Origin of the sequence: Anoxybacteroides voinovskiense (genome assembly GCF_014196205.1) — a bacterium.
GTDB lineage: Bacteria > Bacillota > Bacilli > Bacillales > Anoxybacillaceae > Anoxybacteroides > Anoxybacteroides voinovskiense.
Map to the genome: position 1 here is coordinate 151,828 of NZ_JACIDE010000004.1, position 23,280 is coordinate 175,107.

Below are 23,280 nucleotides of genomic sequence, written 5' to 3' on the forward strand. Positions count from 1 at the left end.
GCCCCCCATAATTTAGGATGGTTGAACAATAAATAACAGCGGCGACGAAAGCGCATATTCGCCGGTTGTTTCTAACGCAGCAAATATTTCTGGTAGCTTCGCAAAATCAATATGCTCAAAATAACGGCGAAATTCCTGTTCATCGCTGACATATACGCGTTTTCGGTGGCGAAAACTCGGATTTTTCAACAAACAAACGAGCGCTACTATGTCTTTAAACAACACGTCGCGTCCATTTACGGTGAAAATTGGGTTTTGTGCATACGGAGTAAACGATGGGAACAGTTCATCAAAATAGCGGACGTACAAGACGTGCAACGTCTTTTCCTCTCCGTCTTCGACAAACGTCACCTCCGAGCGATTAAAAAAGTCTTCGGATGTGTTTGGTTGTGCTTTTTCGAGTTCGTATCCATAACAGCGGCGAATTCGCATACGTAAGCCTCCCTATATGCAAAAGAGAAAATTTGGTTACTTTTATCTTATCATACTCCCGCGCTATTGTTTAATGTTTCTGCGAATTTTTCGAAGAATAAATCAGCTTCCTGCTCTTCTTGTTCTTCTTGCAACTCTGGAAGCGGCGGCAATTCGTCCAACGTTTTTAATCCGAAGTAGTCTAAAAACTCTTTTGTCGTTCCGTATAAAATCGGCCGCCCTGTCCCTTCCGCCCGTCCGACTTCTTTCACGAGCGCTTTCGCCACTAGCGTCTGCAGCGGTTTATCGCTTTTGACTCCGCGAATTTCCTCAATTTCCGCTCGTGTAATCGGCTGGCGGTACGCGATAATCGCAAGCGTCTCAAGCGCCGCCTGCGACAGCGAAGAAGCTCCTGGGGACTCGACGAGCTTTTTTAAATACGGGGCGTGTTCTTTTTTCGTCGTCAGCTGAAATACCCCTGCAAGCTCTACAAGCTGAATGCCGCGGCTCGGCGCATCATACTCTTCTTTCAATGCTGTCACAACGTCGAGCGCCACTTCTTCTGACACATCAAGCACCGCGGCGATTTGCTTTAGCGACAACCCTTCATCGCCAGCCGCAAACAATAGCCCTTCGACAATCGCTTTATACTCCATGTTCCTCCTCCTTGCATACAACAAAAATATCAGCGAAGTTTCGTTCTTGCTCAATCATCACTAAATTTTTCTTCATTAGTTCTAAAAGTGCTAAAAACGTAACGACAACGTATTCACGGTCGTAATACGGAAACAAGTCAAAAAAGTTTTTCCGCTTTTTCGTCTTTCGCAACTCCGTTAAAATTTCTTCCATTCGCCGTTCAATCGGAATTTCTTGCCGCGCGATTTTCGTATGGAGCGGTTTTTGCAGTTTTTTGCGGCGCAACAGTTTCGACAATGCCAACAACATATCGTATACGTTCACCTCTAACGGCCGCTTCTCGATGTCTTCCGCTGCATATATGCTTAAATCGCTCGGCGGCTTTGTAAACAGCAGCGCCCGCTCCTCCTCGCGCTTTTTCAGTTCTTGTGCTGCTTCTTTATATTTTTTATACTCAAGCAATCGATGCATCAATTGTTCGCGCGGGTCTTCTTCCTCTATTTCCCCGTCGAACAATTCTTCTTCGTGCTTTGGCAGCAACATTTTGCTTTTCATCGCCAAAAGTGTTGCCGCCATCACTAAATATTCGCTTGCGACATCTAGCTGCAACTCTTGCATCGCATGAATGTATGCCATATATTGTTCCGTAATTTCCGCGACGGGAATATGATAAATATCAATTTCATATCGGTTGATTAAATGCAACAACAAATCAAGCGGACCTTCAAACGCTTCAATTTTCACTTTATATTGCACACATATCCCACCTTCTCGACACTATCACTAGTATAAGTGACATTTCCGCGTTGTCCAAGCAAATTTTTCACGTGGTTACACGAGTGTTGATTATCCATCATTTTACTAAAAAACACAGAATCATTTGACTGAACACAAGCTTTTCTGCCTCTTCCCTCGAACAAGAACGCCGGCGGGCAAATGTCATTTGCCCGCAAAGCGTTCGTTGTTCGAGGAGGGCATGCATACAGCATGCCCAGTCGGCAAGCGAACCGCTTGTCGACTACGGCAGAAAAGCTAGGAATAGAGTGATGTCAACTGGTTTTTAATGGTTAATCAACACGCCTGACGTGGTTATGCTACAATCAATGTAGAAGGAAGGTGAATACGTTGTATCCATCCGCGTATCTCGAATATTTATATCATTTTCATACCGACCGCGACTACTTTGAATGCCATGAGCTATTAGAAGAACATTGGAAACAAGACGGAAAAAAGCATGTGTGGGCGTTGCTTATCCAAATTGCCGTCGCGCTGTATCATCATCGGCGCGGAAATGCTTCTGGGGCAAAACGGATGATGCAAAAAGCAAACGGGCTGCTCGCACAAGAAAAAGACGCGGTTCGGCGGCTCGGGCTGGACGAGGAGGAACTTGCGCGGCTTTTAAAGCAGTATATCAAGCAAATCGACGAAGGAAAGCCGTACGAAAGCATTTCGTTGCCAATCAACGACGAAACGCTTTTACAAACATGCCTTTCTCTCTGTAAACAAAAAGGAGGCGTATGGGGGCAAAAAAGCGATATGGCGAACGAATTTTTGCTGCATAAACATATGTTGCGCGACCGTTCAGACGTCATCGCCGCTAGGGCGGCGAAAAAGAAAAGGCTGCCGAGCTAGGCAGCCTTTTACAATCCACACTTTTCTAAAAATGCAGCGGTAAATTCGTTCGCTTTGAACTCATGGTTTGGGTACAAGTCTTTTAACGCTTTTACCATTTTTTTGCCGATCCCTTGGTGACGGTGCGACGGATTGACGCTAATATGCTGAATTTCTACTTGTCCAGCGCGCAACACAACACCAATAATGCCGATAACGTCTTCTTCCTCTTTCCATAAAAACAGTTGCCAGTCGTCGTTCGTTTCGTAATGCTTCATCGTTTGTTGCAATTTTTTCAGTTCTTTTTCTGTCGGCATAAACGACAGAAGTCCCATTGCAATTTTCTCATAGTTTTTTCGATAGCGAATTAACATAAAAGAACCCCTCATTACTGGCGATACTTTTCCTCGACAGAAAAGTACAAAAGTCGTTTTCTCATTACGTATTATAAACGGTATTTTGCTCCTTGTGAACTACTTATGCGAAAGAACGAAGAAGATTTGCCATTTCGATGGCGCCAACCGCTGCCTCCCACCCTTTGTTTCCTGCTTTTGTGCCAGCACGCTCAATCGCCTGCTCAATTGTATCGGTCGTTAACACCCCGAAAATGACCGGCGTTCCTGTCGAAAGCGCCGCATGGGAAACGCCTTTTGCCACTTCGTTGCACACGTAGTCGTAATGGCTCGTCGCGCCACGAATGACGGTGCCAAGCGCAATGACCGCATCGTATTGTTTCGATTCTGCCATTTTTTTGGCGACAAGCGGAATTTCAAACGCCCCTGGCACCCATGCGACCGCGACATCCTTCTCATCAACCCCGTGGCGCTTTAGTCCGTCTAACGCTCCCGATAACAGCTTGCTTGTAATAAATTCATTAAATCGCGAGACGACGATTCCGACCTTTAATCCAGTACCAACTAAATTCCCTTCCATCACTCTCATCATTCTTCCTCCTGCACTATTAAAAATGTAGCATATGCCCTAATTTTTCGTATTTCGTTTTTAAATATTGTTCGTTTTCTTTTTTCGCCGGCATTTGCAGCGGAACGCGCTCAACGACCTCCAAATCATACCCTTTTAAACCGGCAATTTTGCGCGGATTGTTCGTCAATAGGCGCATTTTCGTCACGCCTAAATCTTTTAAAATTTGCGCCCCAATCCCGTAGTCGCGCAAGTCGGCTGGAAATCCAAGCTTTTCGTTCGCCTCGACCGTATCGTAGCCTTGTTCTTGCAATTTATACGCGCGCAATTTGTTCAATAAGCCAATGCCGCGACCTTCTTGGCGCATGTAAAGCAAAATGCCGCGACCTTCTTCTTCAATTTGCCGCAATGCCGCATGAAGCTGCGGACCGCAATCGCAACGGTACGAACCGAACACATCCCCTGTTAAGCACTCCGAATGAACGCGAACGAGAATCGGCTCATCCGGAATGACTTCGCCTTTGACGAGCGCGACATGCTCTTTTCCGTCGACGGAATTCGTATAGCCAATCGCTTTAAATTCCCCAAACTCCGTCGGCAGCGTAATTTCGACTTCGCGTTTGACAAGTTTTTCTTTTCGGTTTCGGTATTGAATTAAATCTTTAATCGTAATCATTTTTAAGCCAAATTCGTCGGCGATTTTTCGCAAGTCGGGCACGCGCGCCATCGTCCCGTCTTCTTTAATAATTTCACAAATGACGCCCGCTGGCTTTGCTCCGCATAGCCGCGCTAAGTCCACTGCTGCTTCCGTATGCCCGGCGCGGCGCAACACTCCACCTTTTTTCGCCACAAGCGGAAAGACGTGGCCAGGGCGTTTAAAATCGCTCGCTTTCGCATTCGGGTTCAACAGTTCTTGAATCGTTCGCGACCGCTCATGGGCGCTAATGCCGGTTGTCGTCGATTTATGGTCGATGCTGACGGTAAACGCCGTTCCGTGCGGGTCGGTGTTATGGTTGACCATCGGTGCTAAATCGAGCTTGTCCGCCAACTCTTCTGTAATCGGCACACACACAAGCCCACGCCCGTACTTAATCATAAAATTAATAACTTCTGGCGTTGCTTTTTCAGCAAGCGCAACAAAATCCCCTTCATTTTCCCGGTCTTCATCGTCGCAAACGATCACGACGTTTCCTTGCATTAACTCATAAATTGCTTCTTCAATTGTATGAAACATAAAATCCCCTCCATCACGAACTTGCGCAAGGATTGTAACTGTTCCTCACTTATAGCCGTGCTTTTCTAGAAATTCAAGCGTAATTGCCGGAGACGTTTTCTCTTCTTCTTTTTGACGTAAAAACTGCTCGACATATTTGCCGATCACGTCACATTCAATGTTAACAATATCCCCCACTTGTTTGTCGCCTAAAATCGTTTCCGCGCGCGTATGCGGAATAAGCGAAATCGTTAACGTGTCATCGGTAAGCCCAAAAATCGTCAAACTTGTTCCATCAATGGCGACAGAGCCTTTTAAAATCATGTATTTTCTAAGCGATTTTGGCACTTTAATTTCATAATAGACAGCGTTTGCGACCGGCTCTTTGCGAATAATTTCCCCGACGCCATCGACGTGACCGGACACAAAATGCCCGCCGAAGCGACCGTTTGCCGCCATCGCCCGCTCTAAATTTACTTTCGTACCGCGCGCTAATGTACGAAGCGATGTTGCCCTTACCGTTTCCGGCATTACATCGACCGTAAACGTACGGGAAGTAAACGATGTTACCGTTAAGCATACCCCATTGACGGCAATGCTATCGCCTAGTTTTACATCGGTTAAAATTTTGTTCGCGCCAATCGTAAAAACGATCGCTTCGCCCGCTTGCTTCATTTGCTCAACCGTCCCGACTTCTTCGATAATGCCTGTAAACATCTTTTTCACCTCTTTGGCGCCGCAATAATTTTTATATCTCGTCCAATTGTTTCGACGCGTTTGATCGTCAATTCCAGCACATCGGTCATATGCGCAAATCCAATGCCTTCAACCGGCGTTTTTGCTTCGCTCCCGCCGATGATTTTTGGGGCAAAGTAGGCGATGATTTCTTGTACTGCGCCAGCTCGAATAAAGCTGTCATGCACTTTCGCGCCGCCTTCGACAAAGACAGAGGTGATTTTATGCCCCGCTAGCATGTTCAATAATTCACGAATATCAATCGTTGGTGTAGGCATGGACACGATGCGAACGTGCGGACGGGCATATAACGCGATTCGTTCGCGCGATACTTCGCTTCCGACAACAATCCACGTTTCCGCTGCACCGTCTTGAACGACATTTGCCTCCAGCGGTGTGCGTAAATGCGTATCTAAAATGAGGCGAATCGGGTTTTTTCCTCCTTCCGGAAGACGCACCGTTAAGCTCGGATCATCGGCAATGACCGTATCGACCCCGACGAGAATCGCATCGTGCCGCGCGCGGTAGCGATGCACGTCTTGCCGCGCTTCTTCGGACGTAATCCATTTGCTTTCCCCTGTTTTCGTCGCAATTTTCCCATCTAAACTAGCCGCGAACTTCATCGTCACAAACGGCGTTTTCGTCGTAATGTAGTGGAAAAAGACGCGGTTCAAGTCATCCGCTTCTTCTTTTAACACGCCAACGGTTACATCAATGCCGGCTTGTTTTAGTTTTTCTATTCCTTTTCCAGCAACAAGCGGATTCGGATCGGTCGTCGCAATTACGACCCGCTGAACGCCTGTTTCGACTAATAAATCGGCACACGGCGGCGTTTTGCCGAAATGGCTGCACGGCTCAAGCGTTACGTATACCGTCGCACCTTTCGCTTTATCGCCCGCCATGCGAATCGCATGAACTTCCGCATGCGGCTCGCCTGCTTTTAAATGGGCGCCAAAGCCGACAATTTCCCCATTCTTTACGACAACGGCACCGACCGCTGGATTTGGCGACGTTTGCCCAAGCCCTGTTTTAGCGATTTCAAACGCTAAGCGCATATATCGTTCGTCGTGCTGCATCAAATCCCCCCTTGTCAATTGCTCGCTAGTAGCGCCTGACAGCGATAAAAAGAAAACCCTAGGAGAAAAGTCCTAGGGCAGCTATATCGAAAGATTACCTTTTTTTGCATAGCAAACATAGCCCAGCGCCACGTTGATTTTTTCACGAAGGCGTGAGCAACGGCAATCCTTCTCCCATCCAGACTATACTGTCGGCTCCGGAATCGCACCGGATCGTGCCTATTCGGCTCGCGGGCTGAGAAACGTTTCGTTTCATTACCGCCGGTCGGGAATTTCACCCTGCCCCGAAGGATATGTTATGATATTCCATTTTCATTTATTATAGCACAATCGAACAAATTGTCTATTATTTCGCGATAAACAGCCAGTAAATCGCACCCCATGCAAAGCTTACGAATAAAAGGAGGAAAAATAACACCCAGTTTTTCTTCATCGTCCCATCCTTTCTTATTCCGCTTCGTCCCACACTTTCACTTCTTTCATCACATCGCCGTTCCGCATCGCTTTCACTGCGTCCATTCCTGCCGTTACTTGACCAAACACTGTATGTACGCCATCTAAATGCGGCTGCGGCTCATGTACGATGAAAAACTGGCAGCTACCTGTATTGCGGCCGCGATGTGCCATCGATAGTGCCCCTTCGATATGTTTGTGCGGGTTGTTGTCCGTTTCACACGGAATGGTATAGCCTGCATCGCCTGTTCCGTTGCCGCGCGGACATCCGCCTTGGCTAACAAACCCTCGAATGACGCGATGGAACGTCAATCCGTTATAAAATCCACTGTTCGCTAATTTTTCAAAGTTCGCTACTGTTTTTGGCGCTTCGTCTGGAAATAAGTCAAATTCAATTTTCGCGCCGTTTTCCATTAAAATATATCCTTTTTTGCTCATATGCTCAGTCCCCTTTCTTTTCTCCCTTATCATACCATTGTTTCACGCACAAAAAAAGTACGCTGCTTCTCGCTTCTATCTTGTCCGGTTTGTATGTACAATAGGAATGATGGCAATAAGGAAAGAAAAGGAGGATGTTTAGATGAAACGAATGTTTACCGGCTGGTTAGCGGCCGTGATGGTGCTGATGTTTCCTGCCTTTGCCGCAGCGGATGCCGCAGAAGGCGATGTCATTATTACGCTAGGAGAAAATTTAACGGAAGCGCAAAAGCAGCAAGTATTAAACGAAATGAACGCCCCGCAAACCGCGCAAACGATTACCGTTTCTAATGCCGAAGAACATAAATATCTCGACGGATTAATTCCGAAAGCGCAAATTGGCACAAAAGCGATTTCGTCGTCGATGATTACGATTGGCGCAGAAGGTTCAGGATTAGATGTCGAAACGCATAACATTACATGGGTGACAAAAGAAATGTACACGAACGCGCTTATTACAGCCGGCGTGAAAGATGCAAAAATTTACATCACCGCCCCGTTTCCGGTATCCGGCACGGCGGCGCTTACTGGTTTGATGAAGGCGTACGAAATTTCGTCGGACAAAGTCATCCCAGAAGACGTGAAAAAAGTCGCAAATGAAGAAATGGTAAAAACGGCGCAGCTCGCCAAATCAATCGGTAACGACCAAGCAGTTGCTCTTTTCACGAAACTAAAAGAAGAAATCGCGAAAAATCCGCCGCAAACAGATGCCGACATGCGTGCCCTCATCGAACGAGTGGCAAAAGATTTAGGCATTACGCTTACGCCGGATGAAATCAATAGCTTAGTGTCGTTGTTTACTAAAATGAAAAACTTAAACATCGACTGGAATCAAGTGAACGACCAACTAAATAAAGCAAAAGAAAAACTTTCCGCCTTCTTGCAATCGGAAGAAGGAAAAACGTTTATCCAAAACATCATCGACATATTAAAAGAAATTTGGCAAGCGATTAAATCTGCCTTCACATCCGAACCGCAAAAATAAAGGGAGGAGCCTCATCTGACGGCTCCTTTCTTGTGAACAAACATAAGATTTTGTATACTTAAAGCAACATCTTTCGCTGGAGTTGAGTACGGTGAAAAAAATTCCGATTGGCGTAAGCGACTTTAAAAAGCTCATAGAGGAAAATTTTTTCTTTGTCGATAAAAGTTTGTTGATAAAAGAAATTATCGAAGATGGTGCCGAAGTCATTTTATTCACCCGCCCAAGAAGGTTTGGCAAAACATTAAATATGAGCATGTTAAAATATTTTTTTGCCAAAACAGAGCAAAATAACGATCGTTTATTCCATCAGCTACAAATTTGCCAAGAACCTCACATAATGAAAAAACAAGGGACTTATCCCGTTATTTTCATCACCTTAAAAGACGAAAAACATCAACAGTTTACCCATTTCAAAAAAAGCTTTGCATTGTTAATGAGCGAAATTTACAAACAGCACCTCTATCTTCTAGAAAGCACACAATTGCTTTCATCAGAAAAAACATATATACAGCAAATCATTAACAAAGAAACGGATGAAGTGGAACTGCAAAAAAGTTTGTTTTTGCTAAGTTCGTATTTATATAAATACCACCAGCAAAAAGTAATTATCCTAATCGATGAGTACGATGTTCCGATTCAAGAGGCATATATATACGGCTATTACGATGAAATGATTTATTTTATGCGCAATTTTTTCAGCGCCGGGCTAAAAGATAACGTCTATTTAGAAAAAGCGGTTTTAACCGGTGTTCTTCGCATCGCGAAAGAGAGTGTTTTTTCCGGTTTGAACAACTTAGAGACATATAGCATTTTAAAATCGAAATATAGCCAATATTTTGGGTTTGTCGAAACAGAAGTCGAGCAACTGCTTGCGTATTACGGGCTAGAACAAAAAATGGACGACATTCGTACGTGGTATAACGGTTACACGTTTGGAACACATGTGATCTATAATCCTTGGTCGATTTTGCATTTCGTAAAAGATCCGCGCGCCGGATTTCGCACATATTGGGTGAATACGGCGGAAAATGGGCTACTTCGGACACTGCTAGCAAAAGCAAATACAAACATCAAAAAAGAACTCGAACGACTCATCAAAAGAGAAACCGTTATCCAACCAATTGATGAAACGATGGTCATGCCTGAAGTAGAACAAACCGAAACAAGTATATGGAGCTTCTTACTTTTTACTGGCTATTTACGCGCTGCTCGTCAAGAAATAGAAGGATCGTTACATGTTCACTTGCAAATTCCAAACACAGAAGTACTCACTTTATTTAAGCAAATGATTGTATCATGGTTTCAAGTACGAACAGCAGATACATTCTCGCTTTTACTAAAAAGTTTAACAACTGGAGATATCGAGTCATTCGAAGATGCTTTAAGCGACCTCATCGAACAAACGATTAGCTACTTTGACGTAGGAGAAGAAAGCGAAAAATTTTATCATGCACTCGTATTAGGAATGCTTGTTTCTCTCGAAAAAGAGTATACGATTAAATCAAATCGCGAAAGCGGCTACGGCCGATACGACATCATGCTCATTCCAAAACATCCGGCGAAATACGGAGTCATTATCGAATTCAAATCGGTGAACAAACGAAAAAAAGAAACGCTTGAGAAAGCAGCGGTAGCAGCTGTTCAACAAATCCGCGCCAAACAATACAAAAAAGAACTAACGTCATTAGGCATTACCAATATTCTTGAAATCGGCATCGCCTTCGACGGAAAAAAAGTGTGCGTAAAAAAAGGCTGAACGATCAGCCTTTTTTTACTTTTATTTTCAGCGGCACATCAAGCCGCACTAAATCTTCATACGTTTCGCGTTTCACAACAAGCTGCGCTTCGCCGTTTTCGACAAAGACGACGGCTGGACGCGGCAAACGGTTATAGTTGTTCGCCATCGAATAGCCGTACGCACCGGTGCAAAATACCGCTAAATAGTCGCCAGCTTCTGCTTTCGGAAGCGGTAAGTCCCAAATAAGCATATCGCCTGACTCGCAACATTTCCCCGCAATCGCAACGACTTCTTCGTTCGCATCAAGCACGCGGTTCGCGAGCACCGCTTCATATTTCGCCTCATAAAGCGCCGGGCGAATGTTATCGCTCATGCCGCCATCGACCGCCACATAATGGCGCACGTTTGGCACTTCTTTTCGCGAGCCGATCGAATAAATCGTCGTTCCGGCATCGCCAACGAGCGAGCGCCCTGGCTCAATCCAAATTTCCGGCATTGGGAGAGAGAACGTTGCTACTTGTGTTTTCACTTCGGCAATGATTTGCTCGACATATTGCGCCGCTGGAAGCGGGTCGTCTTCGTTCGTATAGCGAATCCCAAAGCCGCCGCCGAGGTTGACGACTTGCGGCACAAATCCATGCCCCTCACGCCAATCAGCGATTTTTTGAAAAATTTTTCGCGCCGCCAATACAAAGCCTGTCGTCTCAAAAATTTGCGAGCCAATATGGCAATGAATGCCTAACACATGAAGCGACTCTGACCGCAGCGCTTGCCGCAGCGCTTCGTCCGCTTGGCCGTTATTTAAATCAAACCCAAACTTCGAATCTTCTTGCCCTGTTAAAATATAATCGTGCGTATGCGCCTCGATTCCTGGCGTCACCCGAAGCAAAATGTCCGTCACCGTTTCTCGCTGGCGGCTCAGCTCTTCTAGTAATTGCAGTTCATAAAAATTGTCAACAACGATGCAACCAACGCCGCATTCAAGCGCCATTTCCAATTCAGAACGGCTTTTGTTGTTCCCATGAAAATGAATGCGCTCTGACGGAAACCCCGCTTTTAGCGCCGTATACAACTCTCCACCTGACACGACATCAAGCGACAGCCCTTCTTCTTCGATCAGTTGGACGATGGCAATCGTCGAAAACGCTTTGCTCGCGTACGCAACTTGCGCGTTCACTCCATGCTTTTCAAACGCTTCTTTAAACGCGCGGGCGCGGGCGCGAATGAGCGCCACATCATAAATATACAGCGGTGTGCCATATTCTTCTGCAAGCATCACGACGTCTACACCGCCGATTTCTAAATGCCCTTTTTCATTCACACGACTCGTTCCGTGGAAAAACATGCCGATCCCTCATTCCGACAGATTAAATATTCAAAACAATTCATTTTTATGCGAACCGAAAGCAAAAAAGACAGTTAACGAACAAATATTAACTGCCTTTTCTGCGGGAAAAAGATTACGTATAACGTATCACAATTTTAAAAAAGTTGCAATATAAATCTTTTCCATTAGGTCGGTTGTTTTTGTTGGTTTTGCGGATGGACGATGCTTGGACGAACCGTCGTCCCTGCGACCGAACGGCGCACTAAAATTTGCAAAAACGCCGCTGGGTCAAACGGGATAAACGGCCACAAGTACGGCGTATTGAGCGACCGAATGCGCACGAGCCAAATGAGATAAACGGTCGTGCCAATCACAAGCCCTGGCACTTTAAACACCGCGACGGCAAGTGCGAGTGCGAGACGCGCAATTTTATTGGCGATGCTTAACTCATAGCTTGGCGTCGCAAACGAACCGATCGCCGCTACCGCCACATACAAAATGACTTCCGGCACGAATAAGCCGACATCGATAGCAATTTGTCCAATTAAGACGGCAGCGATTAACCCCATTGCCGTCGACAGCGGCGTCGGCGTATGAATGGCAGCCATCCGCAAAAACTCAATGCCGAAATCAGCGATAAAAATTTGCACAATGACCGGAATATTCGTATGTTTATTCGGCCCGATATACGACAGTTTCTCTGGGAGCAATGATGGGTCTAATACAAATAACACCCAAAGTGGCAACAAAAAGAGCGACGCCAAAATGCCTAAAAACCGCACCCAACGGACAAACGTCCCGACCGCTGGATTTTGCCGATACTCTTCGGCGTGCTGCACATGATGGAAAAACGTCGTCGGCGTAATAATCACGCTCGGTGATGTATCGACCATAATAATGACATGCCCTTCTAATAAATGCGTCGCCGCTACATCAGGGCGTTCCGTATAGCGCACAAGCGGGTACGGGTTATACCCTTGTTTCACTAAAAACTCTTCGATTGTTTTATCCCCCATCGTCAGGCCGTCAATTTTAATTTGCTGAATTTCTTTTTTCACTAGCTCGACAAGCCCTGGATCAGCGACGTCTTTAATATAAGCGATGCAAACATCCGTTTTCGACCGCTCGCCGACTTGAATAATTTCAAACCGCAACCGTTCATCGCGAATGCGCCGTCTTGTTAGGGCGGTGTTGACGATAATGTTTTCGACATAGCCGTCGCGCGCACCACGTACGACTTTTTCTGTATCTGGCTCTTGCGGCTGGCGGCCAGGATAGCTGCGCACATCGACAATAAAGCCGGTCGTCTCTCCTTCTAATAAAATAACAATTAAGCCTGACAACAATTTATCAATCGCTTCGTTTAAATTGTCAACCGAACTTACTTGCTGGTGGACGAGGCGGTTTTCCAGAATTTGTTTCGCCTGCGCCGTTTGTCGCTCTCGGTCGTTAATTTGCACGATTTGCTTTAACAATTCGATTAAATATTGCGTATCGCAAAGCCCGTTGCAATAATAAATGTGCACTTCTTTTTTCAAAATATATACTTTTCGTATGCCTAAATCGAAGCTTGTCCCGATCCCGATTTTTTCTTTTAAATACGCTTCGTTATCGGCAAGGTTAGCAAAAATCGGCACTTGTTTTTCTGTCGTCGTCACGTAACCCACTCCTTTCTAAAATTAACTCAACCGCTTTTTTCGTAATAGGGGAACCGTATTTTATATGGTCGCGATAGCCCATTTTCCCAATGTCGCCAATGCCAACGATGATAGGAATGTTTAACTGCTCCAAGCAATATACCGTATCGCCATTAATGCGCCCTACGTCTAATTCGCGAATCCCTTCTTTATCGACGCCATATTCGGTTAAATAGCCGTCACGGTCGATGCTGACATCGACTTTTGTCCATTCGTGCTGGTGGGTGTTTGACGCAACGGCAATCGCACCGATCACCTCGATTTGCTTATGGGTCGCAACATATTTTAACGCCTGCTCCCCTGCTCCTTCGCCAATCGCACCGCAATCATCAAACATGACAAACACAGGGTCGTAAGGGGCTTGTAAAATAAGCTGTACAAGTTCTTTTCCTGTCAACACCGACGGGTTTCCGCGCGAGCGGCTAATGCAGCGGCCGCCGACTTCTTTTGCGACATGCTCAATCGTTCGCCATGCAAACTCATCTCCATCAGTTACAATAATGACCCGTCTTTTTTTCATCATGCTCTATCCTTTCGGTTTGCAAATAAGTGCAGTAAAAAACGAAAGAACAATCATCGCTACGATCTCTACCCCGACGAGGCGAAAGACGTTCGCGCCTGCTGCTATCACGTTTTGTTCTGTTGTTGCGATAACGCCTTTAATCAACCAATAGCCAAAGCCGCTCATCGGCAACAGCGCCCCCATTCCAGCGATGTCGACTAGCCAATCATATACGCCTAATGCACCTAAAACGACACCGACCAACACTAAACCGATCACGACTTGTATCTGCGAAAATTTGTAATCAATAAGCAGCTGAGCACCGCCGCAAATCAAACCACCGACGAAAAATGCCGACCAATACTCCATGTCACTCCCCCCTCACCGCTTCAATGACGACCCCGTGAGCAATCGCAGGAATCGATTCGTTTTGTTGAATCATCGTCGGGCTTAATAACGCTCCCGTCGCCACTACGAGCATTCGCTCCATCGCTCCAGCTTTCATCTCTTTTAACAAATGGCCGTACGTCACTACCGCGCAACATGCACACCCGCTTCCGCCTGCAAACGCTCCTTTTTCCGGGCGGTAGATTAGCAACCCGCAATCATTGTAATTGCTTGTGACATCATACCCTGCTTCCATTAAAAGTTCTTTCACAATGACGCTGCCGACGCGAGATAAATCGCCAGTCACAATTAAGTCATAGTCCGATGGCGAACGGCGCAAATCGTAAAAATGTTGTTCAATCGTATGGGCAGCAGCCGGCGCCATCGCCGACCCCATATCAAGCGGGTTCGTTAATCCTGCATCGATTACCCTTCCAATCGTCGCAGCCGTCACGCGAAAACGTCCTTTTTCCTTCCCGATTAATGCTGCGCCTGCTCCTGTGACCGTAAACGTTGCGCTTTTCGGCTTTTGGACGCCAAGTTCTGTCGGATAACGAAACTGGCGCTCGGCGGTAGCGTTATGGCTGCTTGTTGCCGCAAGCGCACGCTTCGCAAATCCGCCGTCAACGAGCGCTGCCCCAACTGCCAACGTTTCCATTGACGTCGAACATGCGCCGAACATGCATAAGAACGGAACCGGAAACGCACGCGCCGTATAGTTGGCAGTGACATTTTGATTTAATAAATCGCCAGCGAGCAACACATCTACTTCATTGATCGTGATGTTGCCATGTTGTAAACAGACAGCAATCGCATCTTGCATTAACCGCCGCTCGGCACGTTCCCACGTTTTTTCCCCGCAGTATAAATCATGGTGGACGACATCAAAACAGTTGCCAAGCGGCCCGTCTGCCTCCGAAGGACCGACTGCTGTACCTGTCGCTTGAATATACACGTCATCAAACACCCACGTCTGTTTCCCAACGAGCTTCACCCAATCCCCCCTTACCTCATGAAATACACGAGTCCGAACAAGTAAGCGGCGACAATTCCATATACGAGCGCTGCCCCGCCAACTTTAAACATATGCCCTGCAATGCCGCTCACCACTCCTTCACTTCGATGCTCCAACGCAGCGCTTGTTAGCGAATTTGCAAACCATGTAATTAACATCGTCGAACCAGCCCCAGCAAACTGGCTAAACTCGTCATACACGCCGATGGCAGTAAGCACGACCGCTGCGCCAATAAATAGAAGCAATACCGCCTGTTCCGCTGCGAGCGACGGCAAATTCACGCGAAATTGTGCACGTAACACTTCCGCTACAACGGAAAGCCCACCGCCGATAAAAAACGCCTTTAAGCTATTGGCTACATACGACGGTTTCGGCTGAAATTTTTTTACCGCTTGTCGATAATTGTCGCGCAATCGCATCGCTACTTCCCCTCCACAAAATAAATCCAGTAAAATAATGCTCCGAACACTTTGCCAAAAACGATAGCCATGAGCAATAAAATCACTTTGTCTGCCATTCCCATTCGTTTCGCTAAAATTGGCCAGACGTTGAGCACTTCTGTCAATGCCGCTGCAAGCATCCCGATAAACACGCCGCTAAACATCCCGAGCGGAAGAAGCCAATATTTCGATGCCCCTAATACGGAAGAACGGAGGCTCATCCAGCCGCCGATGACCGCACCGGCTACCGCACTCCATTCATAGGCATGAATCCATTTCATCGTTTTCGTAAGTTGCGTCAATCGTGGAATGACCCCGAGAACGACTAAAAAAGCAACGAACCCTGTTCCAGCCGCAAGCCCTCCCGCAAAACCGACGATGACGACGAACGCAACTTTACTTGTCGTCAATTCGCTTCATACTTTCTTTATTTTCGTGCAATATTACGTACTGGTCGAGCGACTGCTGGTAGTTAAACATTTCGACTTCAAGAGGGCTTGGTTCTTCGTTGAGCCGTTTGCGGAACAAATGGTTAAAATATAAAATCATGCCTATCCCTAATCCAAGGGAATATGGAATTTGAAACAATAATGGCTTTTCCGTTTTTTCACCAGTAATCATCGTATATAAATGTTGATGCATCTCTTTCATGCTGACGTCTTCATGAAAATTCATAATCGCTAGCGCCGAGCCGATAAAAAGCAATAGCCAAACGAACAAAAAGGAAAGAAACGACACGCGCTTTTTTTCATAAACGACTTCGACGATCGTTTGTGCTGGCCCAATCGTTTGGACGTCTACTGTTTTCTCGGAGCGAACAATCGTGTCGATCACGTGCATGACATCGATAATGACGATGTTTTTGTCGTGCGGTTGAATTTGATAAACGGGAAGCTGCTTTATTTTTTCAAGCAATTGATCGTCCGTTGCGATCATTTGGGCAACATCCCCGACCACGACCATTTCATGCGGCTTTACTTGGACGCGATGACGTAATTTCATGAAAACCGTTTCCAATCGCCTCACACCTTTATTTATTTTTTCTTACTTAGTATGTTTGAACAAGAAAGGAATGATACGGCGAATAAATAATTACCATCCATTCAATAAAAAAAGAAAAGAATGGGTACTATTCACCCATTCTTTGTTTTATTTGTTGTAAAATCTTTTTTTCCAACCGTGATACTTGCACTTGAGAGATGCCTAATCTAGATGCCACTTCTGATTGCGTTTGGTCTTTATAATAGCGCAAATACACGATGAGTCGTTCGCGCTCTTCCAGTTCTTCAATCGCTTTTTTTAACGCGAGCTTATCGAACCATAGCTCTTCTTGATTGGCAATTTGGTCGAGAAGGGTAATCGGGTCTCCATCATTTTCATACACCGTTTCATGAATGGACGCTGGCGAACGAGCGGCTTCTTGTGCGAGCACGACATCTTCTGGTAAAATTTGCAAATAATCAGCAATCTCTGTTACCGTTGGCGCTCGACCGTATTGCTTTGATAGCTCGTCTTTCGCTTTGCGAATTTTATTGCCTGTTTCTTTTAACGAGCGGCTTACTTTCACGGTGCCATCATCACGAATAAATCGCTGAATTTCCCCAATAATCATCGGTACCGCATACGTCGAAAATTTTACATCATACGATAGATCAAACTTATCGACTGATTTTAGTAAGCCGATGCACCCGATTTGAAACAAGTCGTCCGGCTCATACCCGCGATTGAGAAAGCGTTGCACGACCGACCAAACGAGGCGCATGTTTTTTTGAATGATTTCCTCACGTGCCTCTTCGTCGCCTTCTTGGCTGCGCCGGATGAGTTCTTTCAGTTCGTGGTCTTTCATCGGCGTCTGCTCTTGCTTGACATCGACATCCATAGGCATGTCTCCCTTAATTGCATAGCGCTTTACTCTTTGTAATGTACTTCGTTAATTGTACAGTCGTTCCTTTATTCACTTCCGAATGAATCGTCACTTCATCCATGAAATTTTCCATGATTGTAAATCCCATTCCAGACCGTTCTAATTCCGGCTTCGTTGTAAACAACGGCTGACGCGCTTCCTCCACATTCGCAATGCCGATTCCTTCGTCTTTAATCGTCATTTGCACAACGCCGTCCTCGATGACGACCGAAATGTAGACGATGCCGTTCGGGTCGTTATTATAGCCATGAATGATGGCGTTTGTGACCGCTTCGGAGACGACCGTTTTAATTTCTGTCAGTTCATCCATCGTCGGGTCGAGCTGCGCGACAAACGCTGCTACGGTTACCCGTGCGAACGATTCGTTTTGGCTTAGTGCGGAAAACTGGAGGTGCATTTCGTTTCTCATTTACGCCACCCCCAACGTTTGTAGTGCATATTGTTCATCCGCCTCAAGCCGAATGATTTTAAATAATCCAGACATATCAAACAGCCGTTTAATTGCCGGAGAAATGGCGCAAACGATCATTTCCCCACCGACATTTTTAATTTGTTTATACCGGCCTAAAATCACGCCAAGACCGGAGCTATCCATGAAGGTTAATTCGCTTAAATTGAGCACGATGTGGCGAATTGGTTTTGTTTCCATCAAGTCCGTCACTTTCTCGCGGAGCGCTTCCGCTGTGTGATGGTCAAGCTCTCCGGAAAGACGAACGAGCAATACATTTTGCTTTACTTCAAAGTCCATCGTCAGACTCACTGCACTTTCCCCCTTATCGCATAATAGAAAACTATTTCGTGCACAAGAAGGGAAAGTCCTGCCGACTGACAAAAGTAGTCGGCATTCGCGGAAAATAGAACGAAAGCTACAAAAACGGACATTTTTAGGCGGATTTTGTCAATGTTTGCAACGTCCGTTTAAATAAATCCCACCAGCTCGCTTCGGCAACGGACTGTTTCGCGACAAGCGGGCGGCGTAATATTTCTTTTCCATTTTGTTTTAAAATGAGCGTTCCAAGCACATCGCCTTTTCGAACAGGCGCCTGTATGTTTTCGTTTAGTTTCACGACCTTTTTCAGTTCTTTCACAGATACGCCTTTTTTCGTTAATACTGAGATCGGCTCGGCAGTAACGGCTTCGACTGTTTTCGTTTTTCCTTTGCTTACTTTGACGGCGGCAATGACCGTATTTTTCTTATACACCGGATGGGTTTCGTATTGGCTAAACGCATAATCTAATAGTTTCGTCATTTGTGCGTTTCGGTCTTTTGGCGTTGGTGCCCCGAAGATGACGCCAATGACACGCATGCCGTTCTTTTTCGCCGTCGCCGTTAAGCAATATTTTGCCTCTGCCGTAAACCCGGTTTTTACCCCGTCTACCCCTGGATAAAATTTCACAAGTCGGTTTGTGTTGACAAGCCAAAATTTTTCGTCCGTATTTTCCCGTAAATAGTCTTCATATTTTCCGGTATATTTTGTAATGTCGTCATATTTTAATAACTCTTTTGCCATCATTGCCATGTCGTAAGCGCTGCTGTAATGCCCTTCGGCAGGAAGACCGGTCGCGTTTTTAAAGACGGTATCTTTTAACCCGAGTTGCTTCGCTTTTTTGTTCATCATTTGGACAAACGCCTCTTCCGATCCAGCAATTCGCTCCGCCATGGCGACAGAGGCGTCATTGGCCGAACCGATGGCAATCCCGCGCATCATTTCATCGACGGTCATTTCTTCGCCTGGTTCTAAAAAGATTTGCGAACCGCCCATCGATGCCGCATATTCGCTTGTGCGCACTTTTTCATTCCACTTCAATTTTCCGTCATGAATCGCTTCCATAATAAGAAGCATTGTCATAATTTTCGTCATGCTTGCTGGCGGCAATTTTTCGTGCGCATTTTTCGCGTACAATACCGTGCCCGTATCCCGTTCAAGCAAAATCGCTGACCGAGCTTGCGGCACAAGCTCAACGCCAGAGTCTTTCTCTTGTGCGTAAACATTGGACATCGGAATCGCCCAAGCAATGAATAACAAAAAACTCGTCATTACTTTCCACATACCCAACCCTCCATTCTTTATACATGCCATTTTTTCCAATTTGTCTTTTTTTATACAAAAAAAGAAGGCATCCTAAAAGTATTAGGACACCTTTTTCTACACATATGAACAATCTTTGTTACGAAATTTTATCATAAATAAGCGTTGGCGCTTGCACTCGTTCGGAAGAAAGGCGAATATTTTCATATAGCTTTTGTTTGACGTCGTCGATTTGTTCGCGGTTGCTGTAAATCGTCACAAGCGACTCGCCTTTTTTCACCGCATCGCCCACCTTTTTGCGCAACACTAAGCCGACCGCTAAATCGATCGTCGATTCTTTCGTCGCCCGCCCCGCTCCTAAAAGCATTGCCGCTGTGCCAATTTCATCGGCAACGATTTCGGCTACGTAGCCGTCTTCTTTCGCTTCTAATTCGATGACATAGTTTGCTTGCGGCAATTTGCTCGGGTCATCAACAACGGACGCATCCCCGCCTTGTGCTGCCAAAAACCGTTTGAACGCCTCAAGCGCTGAACCGTCTTCGATGGCGCGTTCTAGCATGTGGCGCGCTTCTTCTAAAGAGGACGCTTTTTTCGCTAAATAGACCATATGGCTGCCAAGCACGAGGCAAAGCTCTTGCAAATCTTCCGGTCCTTCTCCTTTGAGCGTATCGATCGCTTCTTTTACTTCGAGCGCATTGCCAATCGCATAGCCGAGCGGCTGGCTCATATCAGAAATAATGGCCATTGTTTGTCGACCGACGCGGTTGCCGATTTCGACCATCGCTTTTGCCAGCGCTTTCGCATCGTCTAGTTCTTTCATAAATGCGCCAGCACCTGTTTTGACATCTAAAACGATTGCGTCTGCCCCAGCAGCAATTTTTTTGCTCATAATCGATGAAGCGATTAATGGAATGCTATTAACCGTTGCCGTCACATCGCGCAATGCATACAATTTTTTATCGGCTGGCGTTAAGTTTCCTGACTGACCAACAACGGCAAGTTTATTTTTATTTACTAGTTCAATAAATTCCTCGTTGCTAATTTCGACGTGGAAACCAGGAACGGATTCAAGCTTGTCAATCGTTCCACCTGTATGCCCAAGGCCTCGCCCGGACATTTTCGCCACTGGTACACCGACAGAGGCAACGAGAGGTCCAAGCACTAACGTTGTTGTATCGCCCACACCGCCCGTGGAGTGCTTGTCGACTTTAATGCCGTCAATTTTCGAAAGGTCGATTGTTTCGCCAGAGTGAACCATCGCCATCGTCAATTCGGCTGTTTCTTCGTCGTTCATACCTTGGAAAAATACTGCCATCGCAAACGCGCTCATCTGGTAGTCAGGAATCGCACCGTTTGTGTAGCCTTGAATAATAAATTGAATTTCTTCTTTCGTTAACGCATAGCCGTCGCGCTTTTTTTCAATTAAATCGACCATTCTCATCGCTTTTCACCTCATTTGTTTTGCGCCATTTCACGCACAATTGCTTTCACAAACCGTAAAAAGTCCGCTTTTACTTTTTCTGTCGTTTCCATCACTTCATCATGCGTTAGCGGTTGGTCGAGAATGCCTGCTGCCATGTTCGAAATACACGATATTCCTAATACTTCCATATTCGCATGGCGAGCGACAATGACTTCTGGTACGGTCGACATGCCGACCGCATCGCCGCCAAGGACGCGAATCATGCGGATTTCTGCTGGCGTTTCATAGGATGGACCAGTATTTGCCACATATACTCCTTCTTGTACGCGAATGCCTAAGCGGCTAGCAACGTCTTTCGCAAGCTTCCGCAATCGTTTGCTATACGCTTCAGTCATATCTGGAAAACGAACACCAAGCGCCGAATCATTTGGTCCGATCAGTGGATTTGTTCCCATGTTATTAATATGATCGGAAATAATCATTAAATCGCCTGGTTGGAACGTTTCGTTCACGCCGCCAGCTGCATTTGTGACGATTAATTGCTCCACACCAAGCGCCTTCATCACACGAATCGGGAACGTCACTTTATCTAAACGATACCCTTCATAATAATGAAAGCGCCCTTGCATCGCGAGCACGGTCGCACCTTCCAATTGGCCGTACACTAATTGCCCCGCATGGCCTTCCACCGTGGAAACCGGAAATTGCGGGATCTGGCTATACGGAATTCTCACGGCACTCTCGATTTCATCAGCCAACACGCCAAGGCCAGAACCGAGAATGAGCCCGATTTGCGGTGGTGTTGAAAATTTTTCGGTTAAAAATTGTGCGGCTTGTTCAATCGCTGCTCGATTCATGAATGTTCCCCCTCACTTCAATTCCGCTAAAAAACTTGTTCCGTATTTTGGCATGTTGACATGAAAGTTTTCCGCAATCGTCGCACCGACATCGGCGAACGTTTGGCGAAGCGCCAATTCTTTTCCGCCATTCATGCTTGGACTATATACGAGAAGCGGCACGTATTCGCGCGTATGGTCGGTGCCGTGATGAACAGGGTCGTTGCCATGGTCGGCGGTAATGATTAATAAATCGTCTTCTTTTAAAAGCGGCAATACGTCCGCAAGGCGTGCGTCAAACTGTTCGAGCGCATCGCCGTAGCCTTTCGGGTCACGGCGGTGGCCGTATAACGCATCAAAATCGACAAGGTTGACAAAGCTAAGTCCCGTAAAATCCATATGCAGCGTGTCCATCAATTTATCCATGCCATCCATATTTGATTTCGTGCGGAGCGATTTCGTCACCCCTTCATTATCGTAAATGTCGGAAATTTTGCCGATGGCAATGACGTCATAGCCAGCATCTTGCAATTCGTTCATCACCGTGCGACCAAACGGCTTTAACGCATAGTCGTGACGATTTGCCGTACGTTGGAAATTGCCTGGCGTGCCGATGAACGGACGGGCGATGACGCGGCCGACCATATATTTTTCATCAAGTGTCAATTCGCGAGCGATTTTGCAAATATGATATAATTCGTCAAGTGGAATGATTTCTTCATGCGCAGCAATTTGCAGCACGGAATCTGCGGATGTATAAACGATTAATGCCCCTGTCTCCATATGCTCGTTGCCGAGTTCCTCGATAATTGCGGTGCCGCTTGCCGGCTTGTTTCCGATTACTTTTCGCCCCGTCCGCTTTTCTAATTCCTCAATTAATTCCTTTGGAAATCCGTCTGGAAACACTTGAAACGGCGTATCGATGCGCAGCCCCATCAATTCCCAGTGACCAGTCATCGTATCTTTCCCGGCGGATGCTTCTTGCATTTTTGTATAGTACGCCAGTGGTTTTTCCGCTTTCGGCACTCCTTTTATTTCGCGAATGTTGCTTAACCCAAGCTTCGCCATGGTCGGCATGTTCAAGCCGCCGCGATGTTCAGCGATATGCCCGAGCGTATCTGCCCCTTTATCGTTATATTTCTCCGCATCTGGCGCTTCGCCGATGCCGACCGAGTCCATCACAATTAAAAAAACGCGTTTGTATGTAGACACTGTTTTTCCTCCTTGCAAAATAGCGTTTTTTAGCACAAAGATGGGAATGAGCCATCGTTTCACGAAAAAATTGACTTTTCTTCGGTAATCAACACTTTTACTTGTAGAATACCCTTCTTTTGAAAAAACACACACGCTCTACTGGTCAGAAGTCTGACAACTACATTATAAAACGTTTTCATAATGATGCGCAATAAAAAAGCAGGAAAATCGTGAATACGTGAATAAATT

The 23,280-nt window shown here is 46.0% G+C and carries 27 protein-coding genes and 1 riboswitch; of the genes, 3 read left to right on the top strand and 24 right to left on the bottom strand.

Annotated features, from left to right (window positions below):
- Nucleotides 1–12 precede the first annotated feature (12 nt).
- From GGR02_RS04095 to GGR02_RS04105, 3 genes are read right to left on the bottom strand one after another with little or no spacing between them, the layout of a single operon-like run.
- On the bottom strand, nucleotides 13–432 hold the full coding sequence (locus GGR02_RS04095; RefSeq protein WP_183183460.1) for a hypothetical protein: 420 nt from the start codon (nucleotides 430–432) through the stop codon (nucleotides 13–15).
- Nucleotides 433–482: 50 nt separating this feature from the next.
- On the bottom strand, nucleotides 483–1,067 hold the full coding sequence (gene scpB / locus GGR02_RS04100) for an SMC-Scp complex subunit ScpB (protein ID WP_183183461.1): 585 nt from the start codon (nucleotides 1,065–1,067) through the stop codon (nucleotides 483–485).
- Nucleotides 1,057–1,803: a segregation/condensation protein A gene (locus GGR02_RS04105; RefSeq protein ID WP_183183462.1), complete on the bottom strand. Its 747-nt coding sequence runs from the start codon at nucleotides 1,801–1,803 to the stop codon at nucleotides 1,057–1,059. The genes scpB and GGR02_RS04105 overlap by 11 nt, the downstream gene beginning before the upstream one ends.
- Before the next feature lie 369 nt (nucleotides 1,804–2,172).
- Here GGR02_RS04105 and GGR02_RS04110 point away from each other — a divergent pair, with 369 nt between their 5' ends.
- A complete protein-coding gene (locus GGR02_RS04110; RefSeq protein WP_183183507.1) occupies nucleotides 2,173–2,679 on the top strand; it encodes a DUF309 domain-containing protein in 507 nt (168 codons plus the stop codon).
- A gap of 8 nt (nucleotides 2,680–2,687) precedes the next feature.
- Here GGR02_RS04110 and GGR02_RS04115 read toward each other — a convergent pair whose 3' ends face one another.
- The 6 genes from GGR02_RS04115 to GGR02_RS04140 form a co-directional block, all read right to left on the bottom strand.
- Nucleotides 2,688–3,032 carry a GNAT family N-acetyltransferase gene (locus GGR02_RS04115; protein WP_183183463.1) on the bottom strand — a complete coding sequence of 115 codons (345 nt, stop codon included), beginning with the start codon at nucleotides 3,030–3,032 and terminating at the stop codon, nucleotides 2,688–2,690.
- Between the two features lie 103 nt (nucleotides 3,033–3,135).
- A complete protein-coding gene (gene ribH, locus GGR02_RS04120) occupies nucleotides 3,136–3,600 on the bottom strand; it encodes a 6,7-dimethyl-8-ribityllumazine synthase (protein ID WP_183183464.1) in 465 nt (154 codons plus the stop codon).
- A gap of 19 nt (nucleotides 3,601–3,619) precedes the next feature.
- Complete coding sequence (locus GGR02_RS04125) at nucleotides 3,620–4,813, bottom strand: bifunctional 3,4-dihydroxy-2-butanone-4-phosphate synthase/GTP cyclohydrolase II (protein WP_183183465.1); 1,194 nt, start codon at nucleotides 4,811–4,813, stop codon at nucleotides 3,620–3,622.
- A 45-nt stretch (nucleotides 4,814–4,858) separates the two neighbouring features.
- Entirely contained in the window at nucleotides 4,859–5,509 is a 651-nt protein-coding gene (gene ribE / locus GGR02_RS04130) for a riboflavin synthase (RefSeq protein WP_183183466.1), read from the bottom strand.
- 5 nt (nucleotides 5,510–5,514) lie between these two features.
- A complete protein-coding gene (ribD, locus tag GGR02_RS04135; protein ID WP_183183467.1) occupies nucleotides 5,515–6,603 on the bottom strand; it encodes a bifunctional diaminohydroxyphosphoribosylaminopyrimidine deaminase/5-amino-6-(5-phosphoribosylamino)uracil reductase RibD in 1,089 nt (362 codons plus the stop codon).
- A 162-nt stretch (nucleotides 6,604–6,765) separates the two neighbouring features.
- Nucleotides 6,766–6,899, bottom strand: a riboswitch (FMN riboswitch).
- 151 nt (nucleotides 6,900–7,050) lie between these two features.
- The gene (locus tag GGR02_RS04140) at nucleotides 7,051–7,494 is read right to left on the bottom strand and encodes a peptidylprolyl isomerase (protein ID WP_183183468.1); all 444 of its coding nucleotides are present in this window, start codon (nucleotides 7,492–7,494) and stop codon (nucleotides 7,051–7,053) included.
- Between the two features lie 142 nt (nucleotides 7,495–7,636).
- Between GGR02_RS04140 and GGR02_RS04145 the strand changes: the two genes are divergently transcribed.
- Both GGR02_RS04145 and GGR02_RS04150 read left to right on the top strand, forming a co-directional pair.
- Entirely contained in the window at nucleotides 7,637–8,518 is an 882-nt protein-coding gene (locus GGR02_RS04145; RefSeq protein ID WP_183183469.1) for a DUF1002 domain-containing protein, read from the top strand.
- 91 nt (nucleotides 8,519–8,609) lie between these two features.
- A complete protein-coding gene (locus GGR02_RS04150) occupies nucleotides 8,610–10,274 on the top strand; it encodes an AAA family ATPase (RefSeq protein WP_183183470.1) in 1,665 nt (554 codons plus the stop codon).
- Nucleotides 10,275–10,278: 4 nt separating this feature from the next.
- Here the strand turns inward: GGR02_RS04150 and lysA are convergent, their stop codons facing one another.
- The 15 genes from lysA to deoB all read right to left on the bottom strand — a co-directional run bounded on the left by lysA (nucleotide 10,279) and on the right by deoB (nucleotide 23,049).
- Entirely contained in the window at nucleotides 10,279–11,601 is a 1,323-nt protein-coding gene (lysA, locus tag GGR02_RS04155; RefSeq protein ID WP_183183471.1) for a diaminopimelate decarboxylase, read from the bottom strand.
- Nucleotides 11,602–11,768: 167 nt separating this feature from the next.
- Nucleotides 11,769–13,241 (bottom strand): spore germination protein, encoded by a 1,473-nt coding sequence (locus tag GGR02_RS04160; RefSeq protein WP_183183472.1) that lies wholly within the window; start codon nucleotides 13,239–13,241, stop codon nucleotides 11,769–11,771.
- Complete coding sequence (locus GGR02_RS04165) at nucleotides 13,204–13,800, bottom strand: stage V sporulation protein AE (RefSeq protein WP_306415766.1); 597 nt, start codon at nucleotides 13,798–13,800, stop codon at nucleotides 13,204–13,206. Before GGR02_RS04165 ends, GGR02_RS04160 begins: the two co-directional genes overlap by 38 nt.
- Nucleotides 13,801–13,806: 6 nt before the next feature.
- The gene (locus GGR02_RS04170; RefSeq protein ID WP_183183474.1) at nucleotides 13,807–14,151 is read right to left on the bottom strand and encodes a SpoVA/SpoVAEb family sporulation membrane protein; all 345 of its coding nucleotides are present in this window, start codon (nucleotides 14,149–14,151) and stop codon (nucleotides 13,807–13,809) included.
- 1 nt (nucleotide 14,152) lies between these two features.
- Nucleotides 14,153–15,163 carry a stage V sporulation protein AD gene (gene spoVAD / locus GGR02_RS04175; protein ID WP_183183475.1) on the bottom strand — a complete coding sequence of 337 codons (1,011 nt, stop codon included), beginning with the start codon at nucleotides 15,161–15,163 and terminating at the stop codon, nucleotides 14,153–14,155.
- Between the two features lie 11 nt (nucleotides 15,164–15,174).
- Nucleotides 15,175–15,603: a SpoVA/SpoVAEb family sporulation membrane protein gene (locus GGR02_RS04180; protein WP_183183476.1), complete on the bottom strand. Its 429-nt coding sequence runs from the start codon at nucleotides 15,601–15,603 to the stop codon at nucleotides 15,175–15,177.
- Nucleotides 15,604–15,605: 2 nt separating this feature from the next.
- Nucleotides 15,606–16,034 (bottom strand): stage V sporulation protein AB, encoded by a 429-nt coding sequence (locus tag GGR02_RS04185; protein WP_183183477.1) that lies wholly within the window; start codon nucleotides 16,032–16,034, stop codon nucleotides 15,606–15,608.
- On the bottom strand, nucleotides 16,021–16,626 hold the full coding sequence (locus GGR02_RS04190) for a stage V sporulation protein AA (protein ID WP_183183478.1): 606 nt from the start codon (nucleotides 16,624–16,626) through the stop codon (nucleotides 16,021–16,023). Before GGR02_RS04190 ends, GGR02_RS04185 begins: the two co-directional genes overlap by 14 nt.
- Before the next feature lie 127 nt (nucleotides 16,627–16,753).
- Nucleotides 16,754–17,503 (bottom strand): RNA polymerase sporulation sigma factor SigF, encoded by a 750-nt coding sequence (sigF, locus tag GGR02_RS04195; protein WP_183183479.1) that lies wholly within the window; start codon nucleotides 17,501–17,503, stop codon nucleotides 16,754–16,756.
- Between the two features lie 13 nt (nucleotides 17,504–17,516).
- Nucleotides 17,517–17,957 (bottom strand): anti-sigma F factor, encoded by a 441-nt coding sequence (spoIIAB, locus tag GGR02_RS04200; protein WP_183183480.1) that lies wholly within the window; start codon nucleotides 17,955–17,957, stop codon nucleotides 17,517–17,519.
- Complete coding sequence (gene spoIIAA / locus GGR02_RS04205; RefSeq protein ID WP_221210700.1) at nucleotides 17,958–18,296, bottom strand: anti-sigma F factor antagonist; 339 nt, start codon at nucleotides 18,294–18,296, stop codon at nucleotides 17,958–17,960.
- A 136-nt stretch (nucleotides 18,297–18,432) separates the two neighbouring features.
- Nucleotides 18,433–19,599 (bottom strand): D-alanyl-D-alanine carboxypeptidase family protein, encoded by a 1,167-nt coding sequence (locus GGR02_RS04210; protein ID WP_183183482.1) that lies wholly within the window; start codon nucleotides 19,597–19,599, stop codon nucleotides 18,433–18,435.
- A gap of 118 nt (nucleotides 19,600–19,717) precedes the next feature.
- Nucleotides 19,718–21,019, bottom strand: coding sequence for a pyrimidine-nucleoside phosphorylase (locus GGR02_RS04215; RefSeq protein ID WP_183183483.1), 1,302 nt, complete (start codon nucleotides 21,017–21,019; stop codon nucleotides 19,718–19,720).
- 11 nt (nucleotides 21,020–21,030) lie between these two features.
- Nucleotides 21,031–21,858: a purine-nucleoside phosphorylase gene (locus tag GGR02_RS04220; protein WP_183183484.1), complete on the bottom strand. Its 828-nt coding sequence runs from the start codon at nucleotides 21,856–21,858 to the stop codon at nucleotides 21,031–21,033.
- Nucleotides 21,859–21,870: 12 nt separating this feature from the next.
- A complete protein-coding gene (gene deoB / locus GGR02_RS04225) occupies nucleotides 21,871–23,049 on the bottom strand; it encodes a phosphopentomutase (RefSeq protein WP_268238428.1) in 1,179 nt (392 codons plus the stop codon).
- Between the last annotated feature and the right edge of the window lie 231 nt (nucleotides 23,050–23,280).

Bases quoted from the DNA above. Each gene is read 5' to 3' on its own strand.
- GGR02_RS04190 (WP_183183478.1), bottom strand. From the start codon at position 16,626: ATGAAATTACGTCATCGCGTCCAAGTAAAGCCGCATGAAATGGTCGTG.
- GGR02_RS04095 (WP_183183460.1), bottom strand. From the start codon at position 432: ATGCGAATTCGCCGCTGTTATGGATACGAACTCGAAAAAGCACAACCA.
- GGR02_RS04180 (WP_183183476.1), bottom strand. From the start codon at position 15,603: ATGCGATTGCGCGACAATTATCGACAAGCGGTAAAAAAATTTCAGCCG.
- GGR02_RS04170 (WP_183183474.1), bottom strand. From the start codon at position 14,151: ATGGAGTATTGGTCGGCATTTTTCGTCGGTGGTTTGATTTGCGGCGGT.
- GGR02_RS04145 (WP_183183469.1), top strand. From the start codon at position 7,637: ATGAAACGAATGTTTACCGGCTGGTTAGCGGCCGTGATGGTGCTGATG.
- ribD (WP_183183467.1), bottom strand. From the start codon at position 6,603: ATGCAGCACGACGAACGATATATGCGCTTAGCGTTTGAAATCGCTAAA.
- GGR02_RS04115 (WP_183183463.1), bottom strand. From the start codon at position 3,032: ATGTTAATTCGCTATCGAAAAAACTATGAGAAAATTGCAATGGGACTT.
- ribH (WP_183183464.1), bottom strand. From the start codon at position 3,600: ATGAGAGTGATGGAAGGGAATTTAGTTGGTACTGGATTAAAGGTCGGA.
- spoIIAA (WP_221210700.1), bottom strand. From the start codon at position 18,296: ATGGACTTTGAAGTAAAGCAAAATGTATTGCTCGTTCGTCTTTCCGGA.
- ribE (WP_183183466.1), bottom strand. From the start codon at position 5,509: ATGTTTACAGGCATTATCGAAGAAGTCGGGACGGTTGAGCAAATGAAG.
- spoIIAB (WP_183183480.1), bottom strand. From the start codon at position 17,957: ATGAGAAACGAAATGCACCTCCAGTTTTCCGCACTAAGCCAAAACGAA.
- GGR02_RS04220 (WP_183183484.1), bottom strand. From the start codon at position 21,858: ATGAATCGAGCAGCGATTGAACAAGCCGCACAATTTTTAACCGAAAAA.
- GGR02_RS04165 (WP_306415766.1), bottom strand. From the start codon at position 13,800: ATGAAAAAAAGACGGGTCATTATTGTAACTGATGGAGATGAGTTTGCA.
- GGR02_RS04215 (WP_183183483.1), bottom strand. From the start codon at position 21,019: ATGAGAATGGTCGATTTAATTGAAAAAAAGCGCGACGGCTATGCGTTA.
- scpB (WP_183183461.1), bottom strand. From the start codon at position 1,067: ATGGAGTATAAAGCGATTGTCGAAGGGCTATTGTTTGCGGCTGGCGAT.
- GGR02_RS04140 (WP_183183468.1), bottom strand. From the start codon at position 7,494: ATGAGCAAAAAAGGATATATTTTAATGGAAAACGGCGCGAAAATTGAA.
- lysA (WP_183183471.1), bottom strand. From the start codon at position 11,601: ATGTTTTTCCACGGAACGAGTCGTGTGAATGAAAAAGGGCATTTAGAA.
- GGR02_RS04125 (WP_183183465.1), bottom strand. From the start codon at position 4,813: ATGTTTCATACAATTGAAGAAGCAATTTATGAGTTAATGCAAGGAAAC.
- sigF (WP_183183479.1), bottom strand. From the start codon at position 17,503: ATGGATGTCGATGTCAAGCAAGAGCAGACGCCGATGAAAGACCACGAA.
- GGR02_RS04210 (WP_183183482.1), bottom strand. From the start codon at position 19,599: ATGTGGAAAGTAATGACGAGTTTTTTGTTATTCATTGCTTGGGCGATT.